At 60.7% G+C, this 19,268-nt stretch carries 16 protein-coding genes and 4 tRNA genes; 7 read left to right on the top strand and 13 right to left on the bottom strand.

Annotation, left to right across the window (positions count from 1 at the left end; all coding sequences use genetic code 11):
- Positions 1–182 precede the first annotated feature (182 nt).
- Entirely contained in the window at positions 183–695 is a 513-nt protein-coding gene (locus BM229_RS00545) for a CarD family transcriptional regulator (protein WP_093925770.1), read from the top strand.
- A gap of 53 nt (positions 696–748) precedes the next feature.
- On the opposite strand, the gene cobS is transcribed toward BM229_RS00545, so the two are convergent.
- Complete coding sequence (gene cobS / locus BM229_RS00550) at positions 749–1,555, bottom strand: adenosylcobinamide-GDP ribazoletransferase (protein ID WP_093925771.1); 807 nt, start codon at positions 1,553–1,555, stop codon at positions 749–751.
- A 79-nt stretch (positions 1,556–1,634) separates the two neighbouring features.
- Between cobS and cobT the strand changes: the two genes are divergently transcribed.
- The gene (cobT, locus tag BM229_RS00555; protein WP_093925772.1) at positions 1,635–2,648 is read left to right on the top strand and encodes a nicotinate-nucleotide--dimethylbenzimidazole phosphoribosyltransferase; all 1,014 of its coding nucleotides are present in this window, start codon (positions 1,635–1,637) and stop codon (positions 2,646–2,648) included.
- Between the two features lie 38 nt (positions 2,649–2,686).
- Here cobT and BM229_RS00560 read toward each other — a convergent pair whose 3' ends face one another.
- Together BM229_RS00560 and BM229_RS00565 are read right to left on the bottom strand one after the other, a co-directional pair.
- Positions 2,687–4,591: a monovalent cation:proton antiporter-2 (CPA2) family protein gene (locus BM229_RS00560; RefSeq protein WP_093925773.1), complete on the bottom strand. Its 1,905-nt coding sequence runs from the start codon at positions 4,589–4,591 to the stop codon at positions 2,687–2,689.
- Between the two features lie 18 nt (positions 4,592–4,609).
- The gene (locus tag BM229_RS00565; RefSeq protein WP_093925774.1) at positions 4,610–5,065 is read right to left on the bottom strand and encodes an Lrp/AsnC family transcriptional regulator; all 456 of its coding nucleotides are present in this window, start codon (positions 5,063–5,065) and stop codon (positions 4,610–4,612) included.
- A gap of 138 nt (positions 5,066–5,203) precedes the next feature.
- On the opposite strand from BM229_RS00565, the gene hppD reads away from it, so the two are divergent.
- Complete coding sequence (gene hppD / locus BM229_RS00570) at positions 5,204–6,298, top strand: 4-hydroxyphenylpyruvate dioxygenase (RefSeq protein ID WP_093925775.1); 1,095 nt, start codon at positions 5,204–5,206, stop codon at positions 6,296–6,298.
- 78 nt (positions 6,299–6,376) lie between these two features.
- Here hppD and BM229_RS00575 read toward each other — a convergent pair whose 3' ends face one another.
- On the bottom strand, positions 6,377–9,271 hold the full coding sequence (locus BM229_RS00575; protein WP_139226252.1) for a hypothetical protein: 2,895 nt from the start codon (positions 9,269–9,271) through the stop codon (positions 6,377–6,379).
- 151 nt (positions 9,272–9,422) lie between these two features.
- Here BM229_RS00575 and BM229_RS00580 point away from each other — a divergent pair, with 151 nt between their 5' ends.
- Positions 9,423–10,124, top strand: a complete 702-nt coding sequence (locus tag BM229_RS00580; protein WP_093925777.1) for an SIMPL domain-containing protein — start codon at positions 9,423–9,425, stop codon at positions 10,122–10,124.
- A gap of 52 nt (positions 10,125–10,176) precedes the next feature.
- Here BM229_RS00580 and BM229_RS00585 read toward each other — a convergent pair whose 3' ends face one another.
- The gene (locus tag BM229_RS00585) at positions 10,177–11,469 is read right to left on the bottom strand and encodes an O-acetylhomoserine aminocarboxypropyltransferase/cysteine synthase family protein (RefSeq protein ID WP_093925778.1); all 1,293 of its coding nucleotides are present in this window, start codon (positions 11,467–11,469) and stop codon (positions 10,177–10,179) included.
- Between the two features lie 77 nt (positions 11,470–11,546).
- Complete coding sequence (locus tag BM229_RS00590) at positions 11,547–12,551, bottom strand: hypothetical protein (protein ID WP_093925779.1); 1,005 nt, start codon at positions 12,549–12,551, stop codon at positions 11,547–11,549.
- 460 nt (positions 12,552–13,011) lie between these two features.
- Between BM229_RS00590 and BM229_RS18020 the strand changes: the two genes are divergently transcribed.
- Positions 13,012–13,215, top strand: coding sequence for a hypothetical protein (locus BM229_RS18020; RefSeq protein WP_139226253.1), 204 nt, complete (start codon positions 13,012–13,014; stop codon positions 13,213–13,215).
- A gap of 44 nt (positions 13,216–13,259) precedes the next feature.
- Here the strand turns inward: BM229_RS18020 and BM229_RS18155 are convergent.
- Positions 13,260–13,343 (bottom strand) — tRNA-Tyr (locus BM229_RS18155).
- A 112-nt stretch (positions 13,344–13,455) separates the two neighbouring features.
- On the opposite strand from BM229_RS18155, the gene rlmB reads away from it, so the two are divergent.
- Positions 13,456–14,232 (top strand): 23S rRNA (guanosine(2251)-2'-O)-methyltransferase RlmB, encoded by a 777-nt coding sequence (gene rlmB, locus BM229_RS00595; protein ID WP_093925780.1) that lies wholly within the window; start codon positions 13,456–13,458, stop codon positions 14,230–14,232.
- 251 nt (positions 14,233–14,483) lie between these two features.
- Here rlmB and BM229_RS00600 read toward each other — a convergent pair.
- From BM229_RS00600 to BM229_RS00625, 6 genes are all read right to left on the bottom strand, one after another.
- Positions 14,484–14,558 (bottom strand) — tRNA-Gly (locus BM229_RS00600).
- A 156-nt stretch (positions 14,559–14,714) separates the two neighbouring features.
- A tRNA-Gly gene (locus BM229_RS00605) sits at positions 14,715–14,789 on the bottom strand.
- A gap of 133 nt (positions 14,790–14,922) precedes the next feature.
- Positions 14,923–15,312, bottom strand: a complete 390-nt coding sequence (locus tag BM229_RS00610; RefSeq protein ID WP_093925781.1) for an MAPEG family protein — start codon at positions 15,310–15,312, stop codon at positions 14,923–14,925.
- Positions 15,313–15,413: 101 nt separating this feature from the next.
- Entirely contained in the window at positions 15,414–17,087 is a 1,674-nt protein-coding gene (gene ctaD / locus BM229_RS00615) for a cytochrome c oxidase subunit I (protein WP_093925782.1), read from the bottom strand.
- A 186-nt stretch (positions 17,088–17,273) separates the two neighbouring features.
- A complete protein-coding gene (gene lipB / locus BM229_RS00620) occupies positions 17,274–17,954 on the bottom strand; it encodes a lipoyl(octanoyl) transferase LipB (protein WP_093925783.1) in 681 nt (226 codons plus the stop codon).
- 45 nt (positions 17,955–17,999) lie between these two features.
- Positions 18,000–18,707: a DsbA family oxidoreductase gene (locus tag BM229_RS00625; RefSeq protein ID WP_093925784.1), complete on the bottom strand. Its 708-nt coding sequence runs from the start codon at positions 18,705–18,707 to the stop codon at positions 18,000–18,002.
- A gap of 275 nt (positions 18,708–18,982) precedes the next feature.
- Here BM229_RS00625 and BM229_RS00630 point away from each other — a divergent pair.
- Positions 18,983–19,068: transfer RNA gene (locus tag BM229_RS00630), tRNA-Leu, on the top strand.
- The last annotated feature ends 200 nt before the right edge of the window (positions 19,069–19,268 follow it).

Here is a 19,268-nt window from a genome sequence, read left to right on the forward strand (position 1 = left end):
TTCAAGCTGTAACACACGAGCCTGATAATGTTTCGACCCTGCTGCCAAGGTTGACCTCACATTTCTAGATCAGACGCACCCGAACGCACGCCGCTTAGGCTGCGCTTCGCCTGCGTTTTACGTGCTGTTCAGGTGTCTGAGTTAATGGCGGGGTATCCCCCGCGCGCCAAGGAGCGATCTATATGACCAAATCGAAGAAGCTTGATTTCCGCCCGAATGAGTTTGTCGTCTACCCAGCGCATGGCGTGGGTCAGATCGTCTCGATCGAGGAGCAGGAAGTGGCCGGCATCAAGCTGGAGCTGTTCGTGATCTCTTTTGAGAAAGACAAGATGACGCTGCGGGTGCCGACCCATAAAGCGACCGAGATCGGCATGCGGGCGCTGTCCACGCCGGACGTGATCAACCACGCGATGAAGACCCTCAAGGGTAAGGCCAAGGTCAAACGCGCCATGTGGTCCCGCCGCGCGCAGGAGTATGAGCAAAAGATCAACTCCGGCGATCTGATTGCCATTGCCGAGGTCGTGCGCGACTTGCACCGCACCGACGACCAGCGCGAGCAAAGCTACTCTGAGCGTCAGCTTTACGAAGCCGCGCTTGAGCGTCTGACCCGCGAAGTGGCCGCCGTGTCTGGTGGGGATGAACTGGCTGCTGCGAAACAGGTCGGTGATGTGCTGGAAAGCCGCGTCGCCGCTTAAGGGCATCGCTGAGCTAGGAACAAGCCGCGTCCCTTCGGGGGCGCGGTTTTTCGTTAGGGAATGGCCTGCCAGCCATAGGCCATCATCTGGCAACCGATCAGCAGGGCGATCTCTGTTACTTGCTGCGTTGCACCTAATACGTCGCCCGTTTGTCCGCCGATCTTGCGCTTGGCGATCTGCCGGACCAACAGCGCAGCGACCAGCCCCAAAAGCGCCAAGCGCCATGCCGAATAGACCGGTGCCGCCACGATGAGCAGCACCCCGATCAGCACCGCAACTGCCGTCGCCAATGCGCCGGGGCGGCCGGTGCGATTTGACAGCCCGTCGCGGCGTACCGTGGGCAGGCTGTCCATCACCCAAACCATCGCAGCGCGTGAACCGCAGGCGGCAACGACCAGCGCCCAGACAAGCGCATCGTCGGTGATCAATTCGCTTATGAGATACCAACGCAACAGCAACGACAGCACCAGCGCCACGACGCCGTAGGTGCCAATTACGCTGTCTTTCATAATGTGCAGCCGCTTGTCTGCCGTCCAAGCGCCCCAAAACCCATCCGCACAATCCGCCAGACCGTCTTCGTGCATCGCCCCGCTAAGCATGACGGTGATAATCAGCACGAATGCGGCGGCGAGCGGCGGGGTGGCCCCCATCCGCGTCAGGGCCAGCCCCACAGCGCCCGCGATTAAGGCCAGCACGATACCCACCAGCGGATAGGCCCAAGCACTGCGCGCGGGGGGACGGTGTGCTTCGGTCGGGAAATGAAAATGTGGCAAGGGCAGGCGGGTCAGTAGGGCAAAGGCCACAGCAATGTCGCGGCCGCGAAAGGCCCCCTTCAGGACTGAGATGTCGGAAATGGCCATTTATTCGCCCCTTCGGCACTTTAAGCGGGGACAGGCTAAGGCTAGAAACGAAGAAATATCAATCCGCAAAGGGCAGCATATGACCACGTCTCTCGCCAGTCTCGCCGAATTTCGCAATCTTTTGCGGTCTATGCCCGAATGTGACGCTGAGGCGATGGAGGAAGCACGTGCCCATAATGGTATTCTGACCAAACCCCCCGGCGCGCTTGGCCGTCTTGAGGATCTGGCGGTTTGGTATCGCGGCTGGCGCGGTGGTCCGAGGGCCGAGATTTCATCACCCCAGATCATTGTTTTTGCTGGCAATCACGGGGTGGCAGCACGGGGTGTTTCGGCTTTTCCAGCAGAGGTTACGGCACAGATGGTGGCGAACTTTCAGCACGGGGGCGCTGCGATAAATCAGATCGCACGGGTGAACGGAGCGACCCTTGATGTGGTGCCGCTGGCACTGGACAAACCGACGCAAGATTTTACCGTTGCACCTGCGATGACGGACGCAGAGCTTTTGGATGCCCTGTGTGCCGGTTGGGATGCGGTGAACAACGATGCCGATCTGCTTGTGGTCGGTGAAATGGGCATCGCTAACACCACGTCCGCCGCCGCTTTGGCCAGCGCGCTGTTGGGCGGGGGAAGCGGGTTCTGGACAGGGCGTGGCACTGGCGTTGATGACGCGGGCCTCTTGTTGAAAACCAAGGTTGTGGACGAAGGTGTCGCGCTTCATGCCGACCACGGTGATGGGCTGGAAACACTGCGCCGGTTGGGGGGGCGTGAGCTGGTGGCGATGGCCGGGGCCATGGCCCGTGCGCGTCAGTTGCGCATTCCTGTGATCCTTGACGGGTTCATCTGTTGTGCTGCCGCGCTTTGCCTTGTGCGCACAGCACCCGGCGCGCTTGATCACTGCGTGGCGGGCCACCTCAGCGCCGAAAGCGGCCACCGCCGACTGTTGGGCGCGATGGACAAAGAACCGCTGCTGGAGTTGAATCTGCGGCTTGGCGAAGGGTCGGGCGCAGGGCTGGCGATTGGCATCCTAAAGGCCGCGCTTGCCTGCCACGCGGGCATGGCGACCTTTGCCGAAGCAGGCGTAAGCGACGCATAAGACGGCGCAGAACGGCCCCGAAGGAAGGGGCCGTTTGCTTAGGTGCTTTTGTCTGCTTTTTCTCCGCCGAGGTTCAGAAAGGCCGTCTCAAGGTCTTTTTGCAATTCCTTGGCGCGGGCGACGTAGGCGGCGTTTTGCGAGGGCGGCACATCCGGTCGCCAAAGCGCTGCCAATTCGCGCACAGACGAACGGTCATGGGCGTAAAAAAGCTTTTGCGCCTCATTGGCCTCAAAGTTGGAAAGCCCCATGTTTTCCAAGACATAGCGCCCGGCGCGCAGGGAACTGTCGAACATTTCCCGAACGATGTCATTGGATCCTGCTTGATAGTGGCGGTAGACCTCTTCGCGGTCCCGCGCGCGGCTGACGATATGCAAGGAAGGGTTCTCCTTGCGTGCGTAGGAAATTAGCGAAACCGCCGCTTTGGGGTCATCAAGGGCCACCACCAGCACGCTGGCGTCTGGCAGTCCAGCCTTGCGCAGGATGTCAGGACGGGTCGGATCGCCAAGAAACCCTTTAAAACCAAAGCGCCGCATGACGGCGATGGTTTCGGGGTTGTGATCAAGCACGACGGTTTCGAACCCGCTGGCCTGCACCATGCGGTTCACCATTTGGCCAAATCGCCCCACGCCCGCGATGATTACCGGGCCGCTGCTGTCGATCTCATCCGCTATCACAGGGCTGCTGTCATCCATGCGTTTGCTGATCAGGTCGTATAGGATGAACAGCAGCGGCGTGATCAACATCGTCAACGCCACGACCAAAAGCAGCGTTTCGGCAATTGGGTCGGGCATGACGCCGGTGGCGATGGAGAAGCTGACCAGCACAAAGCCGAATTCACCTGCCTGCGCCAGTGCCAGCGTGAACAGCCACCCATCGCGTCCCTTGAGGCGAAAGAGGCGGCCCAGCACCAGCAGGATCAGCGCTTTGACGATGATCACCAAAAGCGCCATACAGATCAGGATCAGCGGCTTTTCGAACAGCAGGACAAAGTTAATCCCCGCGCCCACGGTGATAAAGAACAGCCCCAGCAGCAGACCTTTGAACGGCTCAAGGTCGGTTTCCAGTTCATGGCGAAACTCGCTGCTGGCCAGCACCACACCCGCAAGGAAGGCGCCAAGCGCAGGCGACAGCCCGACCACCGTCATGAGCGATGAAATCCCCACGACGATCAGCAGGGCCAGCGCCGTATACATCTCGCGCAGTTTAGCAAGGTGGATATAGCGAAACACCGGGCGGGTTAGGTAGATGCCGACGAGAATAATCGCGGCCACGGCCCCGATGGTGACCAGTGTCACGCCCCAACCCGGCAGGCTTTGAACGAAAGTTTGCGCCGCATGTGCCGCGTCATGCGCCTCGGTGCTGAGATGCGCGTTCTCGACCTCTTGCGCGTTGAGAGAGATGGAGCCATCGGGCAGAAGCCCGCCAGAGACACCCGCCGCCAAAAGCGGGAGGAAAGCGAGTATGGGGATCACCGCGATATCTTGGGTGAGCAGCACGGAAAAGACCGACCTGCCGCCTTGGGTCCGCATTAACCCCTTTTCCGAAAGGGTTTGCAGCACGATCGCAGTCGACGAGAGCGCCAGCGTAAGGCCGATCGCCAGCGCCACGCGCCACGGCTGATCATATGCCATCGCGATTGCCATCAGCGCTGCTGTCGACAATAACACCTGTAAACCGCCTAAGCCCAATAGCCGATGCCGCATGTCCCACAAGGCGCGGGGTTCCAGTTCTAAGCCGATAAGGAACAACATCATCACCACGCCGAATTCCGCGAAATGCTGCACGTCTTTCGTCTCGGACCCGACCAAGCCCAGCACCGGGCCAATCAAGATGCCAGCGGCGAGATAGCCCAAAACCGACCCCAGCCCCAATCGAGCGGCGATCGGCACGGCGATCACGGCGGCGGCCAGATAAACGGAAGCTTGGAACAGGAAACCTTCCATTGCGGTCCTCTCTTAGGGTCAGGTGGGCAGCGGCCCGTCCTGTTTCAGTTGATCCATGACGATCTGGCTATGCACCCGGCTGACGGCCTGATGTGGCAGAAGGACATCGTGAATAAGCCTGTTAAGGCTCGGCAGATCGTCACAATATACTCTCAAAAGATAGTCCGCATCCCCTGTCATCGTCCACGCGCTCACAATCTCGGGACGGGTGGCCATGAGGCGGGCAAAGCTGGCCGAATGTTCCGGCCCATGAGTGCCCAGATGGACTTGAATAAACCCCTGAACGTTCAGCCCCATCTGCACCGGATCAAGCCGCGCATGATAGCCGCGAATATAGCCTTCGGCCTCAAGCCGTTGCCGCCGCCGCCCCGCTTGGCTGGGGGAAAGGTTAAGCTGCTCACCAAGTTCCTGTGCAGTGAGATGGGCATTTTTCTGTAGCGCCGTAAGCAGCCGCCGATCAATATCATCCAACATGATGCGTGGTTTCCGCGTGGTTTCACTTCAGTATGCGGCACTTCAGCATATTTGACCATAGTGACGCCGCAATACGCGCAACTTGCGCAAAGATGAGGGCGTAGGATGTAGGAAATCCCAAAGCAGAGGAGATCAGACATGGGTCCTTTCCCACATGACGCCCCTAAATCAACCATCACGCCCGAGAACCCAGCAGGCACCGACGGTTTTGAGTTTGTCGAATTTGCCAGCCCCGATCCGCAGGCGCTGCGCGATGTCTTTACCAAGATGGGCTATGCCCATGTCGCCAATCACAAAAACAAGAAGATCGAGCTTTGGCAGCAGGGCGACATTACCTATGTGCTGAATTACGACTCGGATAGCTTTGCCGCACGTTTTGTGGATGAACACGGCCCCTGCGCACCTTCGATGGGCTGGCGTGTTGTGGACGCGCAAAAGGCGCTGGACCATGCGGTGGCTAAGGGCGCCGAGGAATATAAAGGCGACGGCAAGGTGCTGGACGTCCCCGCGATCATGGGTATTGGCGGGTCGCTGATTTACTTCGTCGACCAGTATTACGACACTTCGCCCTATAACTGGGAATACGACTGGATCGCCACTTCCAAGCCCGAGGGTGTTGGGTTCTACTACCTCGATCACCTCACGCATAACGTCCACAAGGGCAATATGGACGTCTGGTTCAAGTTCTACGGCGATTTGTTCAATTTCCGTGAGATTCGCTTCTTTGACATCGAAGGCAAGTTTACCGGGCTGACCAGCCGTGCGCTGACCTCTCCCTGTGGGCGCATTCGCATTCCGATCAACGAAGACCGGGGCGAGACCGGGCAAATCGTTGCCTATCTGAAGAAGTACAACGGCGAGGGCATCCAGCACATCGCCGTGGGCGCGCGGGATATCTATAACGCGACCGATGCGATTGCCGACAACGGGCTAAAGTTCATGCCCGGCCCGCCAGAGACTTACTACAAGATGAGCAAGGACCGGGTGACCGGCCATGAAGAGCCGCTGGACCGGATGCAGAAACACGGCATCTTGATTGACGGCGAAGGTGTCGTCGACGGGGGCGAGACGCGCATCCTGTTGCAGATTTTCTCGAAAACCGTGATTGGCCCGATCTTTTTCGAATTCATCGAACGCAAGGGCGATGACGGTTTCGGGGAGGGGAACTTCAAGGCGCTGTTTGAATCGATCGAGCAAGAGCAGATCGACAATGGCGAGCTTGAGGCCTCATAGAACATTCAGATTGGTTTGTGAGATCAAGGGGCGCTTTGGCGCCCCTTTTTGCTGGTTGCGCGCCGTTGAGACGTAACCTTAGTTCGGCATCCTCAGCACGACATTGCGGCCCCGGCGGACATAGCGCAATTCACTGTCGCCGATTGCCGAAACGCGGCCCCCATCAATGCGGTCGCCCACTTCGACTTTTTGGTAGCGTCCGTTGCTAAGCCGGATCAGCGCCCGGCGGTTCGACGGTTTGCCATAGACCCCGATCAGATTGACATCCCGCAGGTTGATCGCGTTTTTCACCGTGGCCTGTTTCGCGACCGACGTTTTCGACGGGAAGCGGGGCTGCACCGCTTTGGGGGCCACGCTGGCAACCTGCGCAGGTTCGGGACTGCGTGCAGCGCGTTTCACGATACGGTCAAAGTTGCGGGGCCGCGTATCAGGACGGCGCGACTGGGTGGTGGCCTGTTTCGTGGCATTCTGGATCGCTGGCGGCGGGGCAAGGGCGGCGGCAACCGCATCGCTGGTGTCGATCGGGTCAATCGCCACTTCGGGCGCGGCGGCGGCAAGCGCTTCTTCGGCCTCTTCCTGAACCGATTTGGGCCGCAACTGCGGCCGCAGACCTGCAAGTTCAGTGCGCGTCAGCCCATCAAGCTGCGCGCGTTCGTTGGTTTCTTCCAGATCGTCGGGGCGCGTGCGGGGGCGCGTCTCTGCCAAGGTGTTGTCGACCTCTGGTGTGGTCGGCGCAACCTCTGGCCGGGTTAATGTCGCGGGGGGCTCTACGGCGGGGCGCCCGAGGTAGACAAGATGCCCATCGGGGCTCATCGCGCCTTGGGCCGTGGGCTTAACCAGACCTTGGGCATCCAGCGCAAAAACTGTTCCGGCAGCGGCAGGAGAGCTTACCGTGCCGGGTGCCGTGTCCGTGCCAAAACCGCTGGCGGGTGGCAGGGCCACAGCGTCGGTCGTGGTGCTGATCGGGTCAATGCTGGTGAGGTAAAGATCATCAATGTCGATGGCTGCGGCAGGGGCCGGGGGCACATCTGGGGCACGCGCCCAAATGCCGGTTGTGGCATATTTGGCGTCAATCTCGGCCTCTGTCATCTCGGTGATGCGGCGCGGTTGGGGGTCGCGCAGCGCGTCGAGCACGGCCCCGTCTTCATCGGTCAGGCCTGCGTCCAATGCGGCGGTTTCGATTGCATCGGGTTCTGTAGGCTCAGGAGGAAGCGCTGTGATCGCGTCTTCGCTTGTCGGTGTATCAGCCGGGGCCAAAGCTTCGGCGGTACTGCGCGGGCTGCGATCACCGAAAAGCCGCGAAAGCGCGTTGCCTTCATCAAGGAAAATCGACGCCCACGCCGCCACGCCAGCAAGAAATACCAAAAGCGCCGCTGTCAGGATCAGCCCAAGGAAACGCGGTTTGCCACCCACCTCGTTACGTCGGCGCGCGCCAAAGACGGTCATCCGCTCGGCTTCAGAGGAGGGCGAGGCCGCGTTGGGGGCGGTGGCTGCTGACCGTCTGTCTTTCGATGGTTTGGGCTTGCGACGGCTTAGGAACCCGCCGACCGAAGACTGGGCATTGGGGGTCAGCGAACTGCTGTCAGGTTCGGGCGGTGCGGCCTCTGTGGCGGCCTCGACGGTGGCAGGCTCAACCGGCATCTGCGGCGCCAGTGGGGCGGCAGCGGGGGATGGCGCACCGACTGGCAGTGAGGCTGTGCTGGGCGCAGGAGTTGAATTAGAGGCCGTGTTCGGCCCCGCATTCGGTTTGGTGTCTGGTTTGGCAGCAGGCGGGGGCAGCGGTGTGGCCCGGCTCGCGCCGCCAAGGTTCGGTGCATTGTCCGTTCCGCCGCGACGGCTTGCAAAACCCGCAGCCGGGGCGCTGCGCGACGGCGGGGCCGAGAAATCCACCTTGCGCGAAGGCTCCGGCCGAGCGGTCGGCGGTGCGGGGGTTTCACTTTCGCCCTTAGCAGCCGCAGCGAGGGGCGCTGCGGATGCCGCAACGCTTCCGATCGCGGGCGGAGACGTTTCCTCGGGCTCTTCGGGCGTATCAGCCGCGGCCCCCGTCTTAGGGGCGTCAAGCTCTGGCAAATCCTCTTCCAGCGGTGGTGGTGTTTCCGCTGGCGTTGGAGCCAATTCAGGCTCTTTCGAACCGGCCGACGCCTCAGCTGTTTCTACCGGCGCATCCAGATCGGGCAGGTCTTCAACAAGGGGCGGGGGCACGTCATCTGGGGTCGCCTCTAGCTCGGCTGGATGCGAGGGGTCTGGCGCTTGTTCGGGCGCGGCCAATTCAGGCAGGTCTTCTTCAACCGGCGGAGGGGTGTCTTCGGGCGTGGGGGCAAGCTCCGGCTCCGGCTGCTGTGCTGCGGGCACGTCTGCGACGGCGATCGTTGCATTCGTGTCGGCAATCGGTCCCTCTGGCGCGCTCATCACGCCGGTGATCACGATAGCGGCGGCTTCAGGTTCTACGGATTCGCCGGGCTCCAAAAGCTCTGATGCAGCTTTGGTCGCACCGAAATGCGGCGCACCGTCAAAGGGGTGGGCGGCAGGGGCGGCGGCAAAGCTGACGGGATGGAAACGATGCTCCACCGCGAAGGCTTCGGCCTCCTCCAAGGTTTCGCGCGCCACGGCGGCCACATGGGTTTGCGTGCCATCGGCGCTGACATCAAAGACCAGATCGGCCACAGCATAGGGCGTGGCCCCTTCGAGCGCAGCCGCTGCTGCGGCCCGGCGCGCGGCGCTGTCCGCGCCGGGCGTGTCGATGGTCAGATATTTGATCTGCGCGTCGGGGATCAGCAGCAGACTGCGCAGCCCACCGGAATCAAGCGCCGTGGCGGTTTTGCGCAAAACGGCGAGTTCAGAGGGCAAATCCGTACTGTCGAGCGCCACTTCACCAACAAGCCGCCAGCCGCCCGCCGTGCGGTGGAGCAAACGAATGCCGTCGAACGACAGGGAAAGGGTAAAATTCGGCTTCATCGTAGATGACTTTAGCATGGGGTCGGGCGCACTTACAGGCGCACCGCAGTCAATGCAAAGGATAGAGCAGGAGTTCGCCCAAGGGAAGGGTGTGCGCTGCTTGGGTGCTTGTCAGTGGCGGTATGGGGTGGGCAAATGGCGGCGCATAAAAGCACGGAAAGGGATGAACATGCGACTGATGAACTGGGTGGCGCTTGCGTGGATGGCGGGGGCGGGTATGGTCTCGGCCCAGCAGGGGCCAGAAGAGGGCATTATCGTTACCGGACAAGGCAGTATCGCCGCCGCACCCGATATGGCCACGATCACATTGGGCGTTACCGAAGAGGCCACCACCGCCAAGGCTGCGATGGACAAGGTGACCGAAGCCGTCGCTGCGATTCTCACCCATCTTGATGCGCAGGGTGTGGCCGCGAGGGACCGTCAGACCAGTCGGTTCTATTTGCGCCCGGTGCATGACCGCCGCCCCGTTGAAGACGGCCAACCGCCCCGTATCACTGGCTATCAAGCGGGGAACTCGGTCACGGTCAAGGTGCGCGATCTGGACCGTCTTGGCGCAATGATGGATGCGGTGATCGACGAGGGCGCGAACGATTTCAACGGCTTGGACTTCGGTCTTCAAGATCCCAAGGATGCGCTGGCCGAAGCGCGCAAAGCCGCTGTTGCGGATGCCTCTGAACGCGCCCGGCAATTGGCGGAGGCTGCGGGGGTGAAGCTTGGTACGCTGATCCGCATGACCGAAAATTCACACTCCCAGCCCAAAATGTTCGAGGCAGCCCGCCTGGGCATGGCGATGGATAGTGCCATTGCCGAAGGTGAGGTCGAGGTGCAGGCCGAGGTCTCAATGACCTTCGCGATTGCACCGGGGCAGTAGGCCGCCTTGGATGAAAGTTCCCCCGCCGAGGTGATCGGCGGGGGGAGAAGATTTAGCTGGTTGCTTTTGTCAGCGCTTGATCCAGATCGGCGATCAGATCGTCGGCATCTTCGGTCCCGATTGAGATACGCACCACGCCCGGCCCGGCGCCTGCCGCTTCCTGCTGCTCTTCTGTGAGCTGGCGGTGGGTGGTGGAGGCTGAGTGGATGATCAGCGAGCGCGTGTCGCCCAGGTTCGCCACATGGCTAAAGATATCAAGGCTGTTCACCAGCTTCACGCAGGCATCATAACCGCCTTTCACTGCAAAGGTGAAAAGTCCGCCCGCGCCTTTGGGGCAGACCTTTTGCATCCGCTCGTGATAGGGCGAGGATTTCAACCCGGCGTAGGTGACGTAATCAACGCGGTCGTCCTGTTCGAGCCATTCGGCGACCTTTACCGCGTTTTGCACATGCCGGTCCATCCGCAGTGACAGGGTCTCGATCCCCATAAGCGTGTAATGCGCCGCCTGTGGGTTCATCGTCATACCCAGATCACGCAGCCCGATGGCGATGCCGTGGAAGGTGAAGGCCATCGCGCCGAAAGTCTCGTGGAACTTCATCCCGTGATAGGCTTCCTCAGGCTGGCTGAGCGAAGGGAATTTGTCATTCGCGGACCAGTCGAATTTGCCCGAATCCACCACGCAACCGCCCATCACGGTGCCGTTGCCGGTGAGGTATTTGGTGGTGGAATGCACCACCAGCGTCGCGCCGTGTTCAATAGGGCGGCAGAGGTAGGGCGTGGCGCTGGTATTGTCGATGATCAGCGGAATGCCCGCCGCATCGGCCACATCCGCGATGGCGCGCACATCCATGATATAGCCGCCGGGGTTGGCGATGGCTTCGCCAAAGACCGCGCGGGTGTCATCGTCGATGGCATCGGCCACGGCCTGCGGATCGTCGAAGTCGACAAACTTGCAGGACCAGCCAAAGCGCTTGATCGTATGGCTGAACTGCGTGACCGTGCCGCCATAAAGACGGGTGGAGGCGACGATATTCTTGCCCGGCCCCATCAGCGGGAACAGCGCCATGATCTGCGCGGCATGGCCCGATGAGCAGCAAACCGCGCCGACACCGCCTTCGAGCGTGGCAATCCGCTCTTGCAGAACGGCATTGGTGGGGTTGGTCAGGCGCGAATAGATGTAACCCACCTCTTGGAGGTTAAAGAGCGCCGCCGCGTGGTCCGCATCGCGAAAGACATAGGCCGTGGTCTGGTAGATCGGCGTCTGCCGCGCACCGGTGGCCGGGTCGGGCGTGGCGCCTGCGTGAATCTGCAACGTATCAAATTGATGTTTGGGGCTGTCGGCCATTGGTCTGTCCTCTCAGAAAAATGGATTTCGCGCAGCCTAGGCGCAAAGAACCATCCAGACAACGGGGGACGCAGCCCTCAGCGCATCCAAAAGCCGTTGGATTTGATCCGGTTGCGGATCGCCTGCTCGCGCCGGGGCAGGTTGTCTTGATCAAAAAGCACGCGCACCTTGGCCCCGCGCCCTTGATAGACCATCCGCTTGATCGCATCGCGTTCTTTCAGCAGCTTTTTCATCCGGTTGGGGGCGGTTACGGCCTCTAGCACCTTAATGGCACGGTCGCTTTCACGGGCGTAGAGTAGCGGCAGAAAACGGTAGTGGCAGGACACCGTCCCATCCAGCAGGCCAGAGGGCAGGGCGTCACGCCCGCCGCCGAGGGCGTGGATCACCAGCGGCAGCACGATCTGGTCGAGCCATGGGTCAAAGCTCTGCGCGCAAAGCTCAACCGGAGGGTCGTCACGCACCGCAAGCGCGTAGCGCAAGAAAAGCTCCCCAAATTCGCGGGGGCAGCGGTAGTAGAAGAAGCCCGCGTTAAAATAGAGATAACGGCGCCAATATTCGTCCGGCTGGCTCAGGTCGAGGCTGCTTGCAAAGTCGAGGTCGAACTTGTCGTAAAGTGATTTCCACAGTCCGGTATAGCCCGGCCCGTACAACTGCGGCTCTGGCCATGTCCCCTCGCGCCGCAAAGAGGCGGAGGGGCGGTCAAAGTCGAAAGGCACGTCGTTAAGATCACCGGTGATCAAAGTGTCCGTGTCAAAGAAAACAAAGGGTTCGCCCGCAGGAAGGGCGCTGAGCATCTCGATTTTGTTGCCATAGGGGTAGGCGCTGCCGAAATGCTGGCTCTGGAAAGGGATGAACTCTGCCCCGAGGTCTATAAGTGCATCGCGCAGAGTGTCATTGGCGAAGCGCGGGTCGCCGTCCCAAAGCGGGCCGGGCTGCGGCTCCGCTATCAACAAACGCCCTTTGAAGTCGGGGCAGGAGTGCCTCAGGGAGGCCGCGAAAAGCAGCGCCTCATAGGCCAGACGCCCCTGCTGAGCCACGATGACGACGTTGAAAATTTGCGGGATACGCGAATTGCGTGTCATACTTGGGCGCAGCCTCATGGTTTTGAACAGTATAGGGGCAAGCCTCTATCGGCAAAAGGTGGCAATTTACGCGGTGTTTTGGGGGGTGGCATGTTAGATTTCTTCTTCGCGGTGGTCGCGATCAGCATTGGGGTGCCTGCCGCGCCATTGGACGGGGTAGGTCGGCCCGGCGTGCCTCTAAGGGCGGAAGCACCAGCAAGCCCTGCAGCCCCGGCGCGACCTGCAGCCCCATCCTCACCCGCCGCTCCGGCGCAGGGGTCGTATATGGATGTCGTGCCCGCGGGATTGGTGGCCGAAGATCAAACGCCCACGGGGCGCTTTACAACTGCAACAGAGGTCAGGCCGATCCTGAACGCTACAAGGGGCAATTGGATTGCCGTGCGAGTATAACGGGAAAGATTACGTCTACGTTACCCATCTTTGGAGTTGGCGTTGCGGGTTGGCGGCGATTGCCATCGCCGTGAATGACACACCGTTTCGAGATTGGCCCATGCCGCCCTGCCACGAGGCGCTCTCAACCCCCAACGCGATTCTTCATGATGATCCGCAACCGTATCTGACCTTTGAAGCGGGGGCGGTTCAATCGGTTCGCGTGCAACTGATCTATGACGATTTAGGTATGGATGCTGCAGGTTTTGCGCGGGGGGACGTGCTGATCCCGTGAGGGAGCAGAAATGCGAGGCAACGCTATCGACGATGGGGGTAAAGTGGTGGGCGACCCTGGAATCGAACCAGGCGTGCGTCTCCGCGAGGGAGTTACAGTCCCCTGCCACACCTTGCGGCCTGTCGCCCACTTTGCCCTGTGCATTGCACCTGACGTGGGGGCGTGATTACAAGCGACCCAAAGGACCGTCAAGGCGAATTCCCGAGAAATCTTGGGTAAATCGCGCGAAAGGATAAAGAGATGAAGAAACCCAAATGGGTCGTGCAAAAAGAGCAGGACAAAAAGGCGGAAGCGGCGCAGACAGTTTGGCTTTTTGGCCTGCATGCGGTGCGCGATGCGTTGATGAACCCCAACCGCGAAAAACTGCAGTTGATGGTCACGCCGAATGCCCAAGCGAAGTTGGAAGATGCCATTGCGGAAGCGGGAATCACGCCGCAGGTCGTCGATCCGCGCAAGTTCCGTCCGCCGCTTGATCCGAATTCCGTTCACCAGGGTGCGGTGCTGGAAGTGAAGCCGCTGAACTGGGGGCGGCTAGAGGATGTCGCCATAGGCGATACCGCACCGCGCTTATTGCTGCTCGACCGAGTGACCGATCCGCACAACGTCGGCGCGATTCTCCGCTCGGCTGAAGTTTTGGGGGCGTCGGCGGTGATAGGCACGAAACATCATTCGGCGCCCGAGACGGGCGCACTGGCAAAGACCGCCAGCGGCGCGTTGGAGCGCCAACCCTATGTGCGGGTGCGCAACCTCGCCGATGCGATCCGCGCCCTGCAGGATATGGGGTATCTGGTGTTGGGGCTGGATGGGGAGGCTACGCAGACCATCGAAGGCGCGGTAGAAGGCCGCCGGGACCGCCCTGTGGCGCTTGTCTTGGGGGCCGAGGGGCCGGGGCTGCGTGAAAAGACCCGCGAGACCGTGGATGCGCTGGTGCGGATCGATGCGGCGGGCGGATTTGGGTCGCTCAATGTCTCTAACGCCGCCGCGATTGCGCTATATGCCAGCCGGGTGGGGGGCTGAGAATCGGCAGAAATTGGCTTAAAACCGGGCAGGGGGCGGGGCGACAGGACCCGGCCCCTTTGAAACCGGCCAAGGCTTCCTAAATTTAAAGGTGACCGCAGGCCCGGAACGCCTGCTGGCCACCTACTGTCCCTCGTTCCGTACCTTACGCCCCGTGTTCGTCATGGGGCGTTTTTTTATGTGGTGGCAAGATACACAAAAGCCGCCCCGAGGGGCGGCTTTGCGTTTCCTACGGGGTGGTAGGATCAACCTGGAGCGGGCGAGGCGATTCGAACGCCCGACCCTAACCTTGGCAAGGTTATGCTCTACCCCTGAGCTACGCCCGCATCCGGTTGGTGAGGGGGGAATACCCATTCGTGCGGGGGGCTGCAAGAGGTAAAATGCGGCGGCTTGGCCGGGTGCATGCGATTTTTTGGGCATTCGTCACGGGCCTGAGAAACACAAAGGGCCGCATCCGAAGATGCGACCCTGTGAAGACCAGATGGAGCGGGCGAGGCGATTCGAACGCCCGACCCTAACCTTGGCAAGGTTATGCTCTACCCCTGAGCTACGCCCGCTTACCGTCTGGTGAGGGCGAAATACCCATTGGGGCAGGGGGCTTCAAGAGGGAAATGTGGTTTTTGGCGGAAAAAGTTGCGCAGGGCGGGGGCGCTGCCCCCGGACCCCCGCGGGTATCTGAAAAAGGATGAATTAGAAGAGGGCGTGACCCAGTAAACCGAGGGCCGAGACGGAGATCATGGCGAGGGTCAGAACCATACCGACCTGACGCAGGATGAATTTTTGCGGGGTGGCGGCAAAGCCCAGAGGATGCAGGATGCGGCCCGTCAGCAGCGCGAGGCCAAGGGCGTGGACAGCCAGTGCGGGGGCGCCATTGGCTTCGGTCAGCGCCAGCAAGATCAGCGCGATGGGCATGTATTCTGCCGCATTCGCCTGTGCGCGCATGCGTTTGAGCAGCGCCTTGTCTCCGGTATCGCCGAGAGAGATGCGATTGACCCGCCGGTAGGCAATCACATGCCAGCTGAGGCCGAGAAAAACCAGCGCACAAAGGGCGGCGTAAATCGGAGTGAGGGTGAGAGGCATGGGGTGACCTTTGTCTGGGGCTTTCGCTGAGTGTGACAGTGCAGCGGTGCAAAAGAAAAGGCCCCGCGTGTGGCGGGGCCTTTGAAATTGTGGCGCAGCGCTTAGTGGCTGTGCTGTTTGTCCCAGTCTTCCTGTTTTGGAAGCTGCTCGAACGTGTGTTCGGGCGGCGGGCTGGGCAGGGTCCATTCCAGCGTGTCGGCGAACTCGTTCCACGGGTTGTTCGCGGTGGAGCGGGCGCCGCGTGTCAGCGTGTAGGCCATGATCCCGAAGAAGAACAGGAAGGAGGCGAAGCTGAGGAAGGCACCGATCGAAGACCACTGGTTCCAGTAGGCGAAGGCCTCAGGATAGTCGATGTAGCGGCGTGGCATGCCCTGACGGCCCAAGAAGTGCTGGGGGAAGAAGGTCAGGTTGGCGCCGATGAACATCGCCCAGAAGTGCAGTTTGCCTGCCCATTCGGGGTACATGCGGCCTGTCATTTTGGGCAGGTAGAAGTAGATACCCGCGAAGATGGCAAAGACGGCACCGAGCGACATCACGTAGTGGAAGTGTGCCACGACGTAGTAGGTGTCGTGATAGGCGCGGTCCACGGCAGCTTGGCTCAGCACGATGCCGGTGACGCCACCGACGGTGAAGAGGAACAGGAAGCCGAAGGCCCAAAGCATCGGTGTTTTGAACTCGATCGAGCCGCCCCACATGGTGGCGATCCAGCTAAACACCTTCACCCCTGTCGGCACCGCGATGACCATGGTGGCCAGCATGAAGTAGGCCTGCTGGTTCAGGGTCATGCCCACGGTGTACATGTGGTGCGCCCAAACGACGAAGCCCAGAGCGCCGATCGCGATGATCGCCCAGACCATCGGCAGGTAGCCGAAGACCGGTTTGCGCGAGAAGGTCGCGATCACGTGGGAGATAATGCCAAAGCCCGGTAGGATGATGATGTAAACTTCGGGGTGACCGAAGAACCACAGGATGTGCTGGTAAAGGATCGGGTCACCACCGCCTGCGGGGTCGAAGAAGGCGAAGCCGAAGTTCCGGTCCATCAGCAGCATGGTGATCGCGCCCGCCAGAACCGGCAGGGACAGAAGGATCAGCCAGCTTGTGACGAAGATCGACCATGCGAACAGCGGCACTTTGAACAGGGTCATGCCGGGGGCACGCATGTTCAGGAAAGTGGTGATCATGTTGATCGCACCGAGGATCGAAGAGGCACCGGAAACGTGGACCGCGAAGATCGCGAAGTCCATCGACATGCCTGCTTCGCGCACCGAGAGCGGCGGGTAGAGAACCCAGCCCACGCCAGAGCCCAGTTGGCCGTTGCCGCCCGGTGTCAGCAGCGAGCAGACCGCCAGTGTCGTACCAGCGATATAGAGCCAAAAGCTGAGGTTGTTCATCCGTGGGAACGCCATGTCCGGCGCGCCGATTTGCAGCGGCATGAAGTAGTTGCCGAAACCCCCAAACAGGGCAGGAATCACAACAAAGAACATCATCAGGATGCCGTGGCCGGTGATCAACACGTTCCACAGGTGGCCGTTTGGCGTACAGGCCGCAGCGCTATCCGCGATGAAACGCGCGCCTTCCATACACATGTATTGAACGCCGGGATCCATGAGCTCGAGGCGCATGTAAACGGTGAATGCCACCGAGATAAGACCCACGAAGGCCGAGACAATCAGGTACAAAATACCGATGTCTTTGTGGTTGGTGGACATGAACCACCGGGTAAAGAACCCCCGGTCGTCGTGGTGATCTTGGCCGTGAATGGCTGCGTCTGCCATGCGGTGCCTCCTGCAAATGAATTGGACACATGGCGCCATAGGCGGCGCATGCGTAGTCGCGCCCGTTTTAGAGCGCTCGCTTCGCGGGGGCAATGGGCGCGATGGTCGCAGGGAGGGTATTTTTTGTGCTGTTGTTGGCGCGGCCAAAATGGGCTGTGGGGCCGTTTGAGGCGCAGGTTCGCGTGGTCAGGGGGCGGTATCGCAGCTGCCTGCCGGGTCGTGGGCAAAGACATCATCGAACGTGGCACGCAGTGCGAGATCTACATCATCCATTGTAACAGGCAGGCCAAGATCGACCAGTGAGGTCACCCCGTGATCGGCAATACCACAGGGAACGATCCCACCAAAATGGCTGAGGTCCGGCTCGACGTTGATACTGATGCCATGGAAGCTAACCCATTTGCGCAGCCTAATACCAATTGCTGCGATCTTGTCTTCGGCGGGGCTGCCATCCACCTGTGCGGGCTTTTCAGGCCGTTGCACCCAAACACCGACGCGACCGGGGCGAATCTCTCCGCGTAGGTTGAATTGATCGAGGGTGGCGATCACCCAATTCTCAAGCTGGCGCACAAAGCAGCGCACATCTCGCCCTCGCGCGGCTACGTTCAGCATCACATAGGCCACGCGCTGCCCCGGCCCGTGATAGGTATACTGCCCGCCGCGCCGGGTGGGGTAGACGGGGAAGCGATCAGGCTCTGTCAGGTCTGCGGCCCGCGCTGAGGTGCCAGCGGTGTAGAGCGGCGGATGCTCCACCAGCCAGATACATTCTTCGGCCTCGCCTGCCGCGATGGCGCTCGCGCGCGCCTCCATCCACGCCTCGGCGGTGCGGTAATCAGTCAAGCCGTCGGTGATAATCCATTCAACCATGGGGATGCCTTAGCAAGACCTGTGCCGCACCGCCAGAGGCGGCGCTTAGGCCGCCGCGTCGCGCTCTTGGAGAACCTTGCGCAGCATCTGCGCGTAATTATCGGCGCCCTGCGCACCGGTGACGAGGTATTTGCTGTCAAATACCATGGAGGGGACACCGGAAATGCCGCGCGAGGTCCAGAATTCCTGCGCTTCGCGGGTTTGTTGGGCCAAGCTGCCGCTATTCAGGACCTCCAAGGCCTCGTTGCGGTCCAAGCCGACGAGCGCGGCGACATCCACCAGCACGTCGGTATCATTTACATTGCGGCCTTGGGTGAAGTGCGCATCAAAAAGGGCCATTTTGAGCGGGTGCTGCAAGCCCTTGGACTGCGCCCATGTCAGCAATTGATGCGCGGCAAATGTGTTTTGCATCCGGGTTTCATCAGAAAAGTTGAAAGTGAAGCCCAAATCACGGCCCATATCCGAGAGGCGCTTGCGATTCTCGACGGATTGCGCGGGGGTGGACCCATATTTCTCGGCCAGATGTTCGGCCATGTTCTGACCCTCGGCGGGCATCTGCGGGTTCAGCTCGAAAGGATGCCAACGGATGTAAGCGCCGACACCCACGGCACCAAGCGCTTGTTCTAGCTGCTTGTAGCCAACGATACACCATGGGCACATGACATCCGACACGATATCGATCTGCACGGTGGGAGCATCGGCTGGATTGGCTTGGGCGTTGGCGTGATCGGGGGCGGCGGCGTCTGCGGGCATGATGAAATCCTTTTTGCTTGCCCTATCAAATGGCCTGCCGGGCGCGGTGTTTCAACGGTTGAGGTGCGAGATTGCGGCGTCCTAAAGGATTTGTGAATGGGGATGCGTTTTCTGGGAGATGGCCGAAGGTGCTGGGAAACTTATCGCCAACGGCGCGGGGGTAGGGGGTGCCAAACGGTCAAATAAGCGGTTCGGAAAAAGACTGAAGAATTTTGCCGATTGCCTCTTCACAAGCCTCTGGTCTTTGGCTAAACCCCGCCCACCAACCATGGCGTGCGGTCGTGGCGGAATGGTAGACGCGCAGCGTTGAGGTCGCTGTGGGGTAACACCCGTGAGAGTTCGAGTCTCTCCGACCGCACCACCTTATTTTGCGTTTGCAAAATGATGTTGGAAAAATCCTGATAAAATTTGCTCCTTGGGCTCGCCTATATCGGCGCGCAGCCTATCCTTGTGCTGCGCGGTATTTTGCCTGTTTTGCTGTAAATACGGCAAATGGGCATGGGTAACGCTGTTCACATCCGGGCAAGGCACCCCCAGAGTGTTTGCAGCCTAGGCGGTGAT

This window comes from Sulfitobacter dubius (assembly GCF_900113435.1).
GTDB classification, from domain to species: Bacteria; Pseudomonadota; Alphaproteobacteria; order Rhodobacterales; family Rhodobacteraceae; genus Sulfitobacter; species Sulfitobacter dubius.

Coding starts and splice junctions, on each gene's coding strand:
- BM229_RS00545 (WP_093925770.1), top strand. CDS start 183: ATGACCAAATCGAAGAAGCTTGATTTCCGCCCGAATGAGTTTGTCGTC.
- cobS (WP_093925771.1), bottom strand. CDS start 1,555: ATGGCCATTTCCGACATCTCAGTCCTGAAGGGGGCCTTTCGCGGCCGC.
- cobT (WP_093925772.1), top strand. CDS start 1,635: ATGACCACGTCTCTCGCCAGTCTCGCCGAATTTCGCAATCTTTTGCGG.
- BM229_RS00560 (WP_093925773.1), bottom strand. CDS start 4,591: ATGGAAGGTTTCCTGTTCCAAGCTTCCGTTTATCTGGCCGCCGCCGTG.
- BM229_RS00565 (WP_093925774.1), bottom strand. CDS start 5,065: ATGTTGGATGATATTGATCGGCGGCTGCTTACGGCGCTACAGAAAAAT.
- hppD (WP_093925775.1), top strand. CDS start 5,204: ATGGGTCCTTTCCCACATGACGCCCCTAAATCAACCATCACGCCCGAG.
- BM229_RS00575 (WP_139226252.1), bottom strand. CDS start 9,271: ATGCTAAAGTCATCTACGATGAAGCCGAATTTTACCCTTTCCCTGTCG.
- BM229_RS00580 (WP_093925777.1), top strand. CDS start 9,423: ATGCGACTGATGAACTGGGTGGCGCTTGCGTGGATGGCGGGGGCGGGT.
- BM229_RS00585 (WP_093925778.1), bottom strand. CDS start 11,469: ATGGCCGACAGCCCCAAACATCAATTTGATACGTTGCAGATTCACGCA.
- BM229_RS00590 (WP_093925779.1), bottom strand. CDS start 12,551: ATGACACGCAATTCGCGTATCCCGCAAATTTTCAACGTCGTCATCGTG.
- rlmB (WP_093925780.1), top strand. CDS start 13,456: ATGAAGAAACCCAAATGGGTCGTGCAAAAAGAGCAGGACAAAAAGGCG.
- BM229_RS00610 (WP_093925781.1), bottom strand. CDS start 15,312: ATGCCTCTCACCCTCACTCCGATTTACGCCGCCCTTTGTGCGCTGGTT.
- ctaD (WP_093925782.1), bottom strand. CDS start 17,087: ATGGCAGACGCAGCCATTCACGGCCAAGATCACCACGACGACCGGGGG.
- lipB (WP_093925783.1), bottom strand. CDS start 17,954: ATGGTTGAATGGATTATCACCGACGGCTTGACTGATTACCGCACCGCC.
- BM229_RS00625 (WP_093925784.1), bottom strand. CDS start 18,707: ATGCCCGCAGACGCCGCCGCCCCCGATCACGCCAACGCCCAAGCCAAT.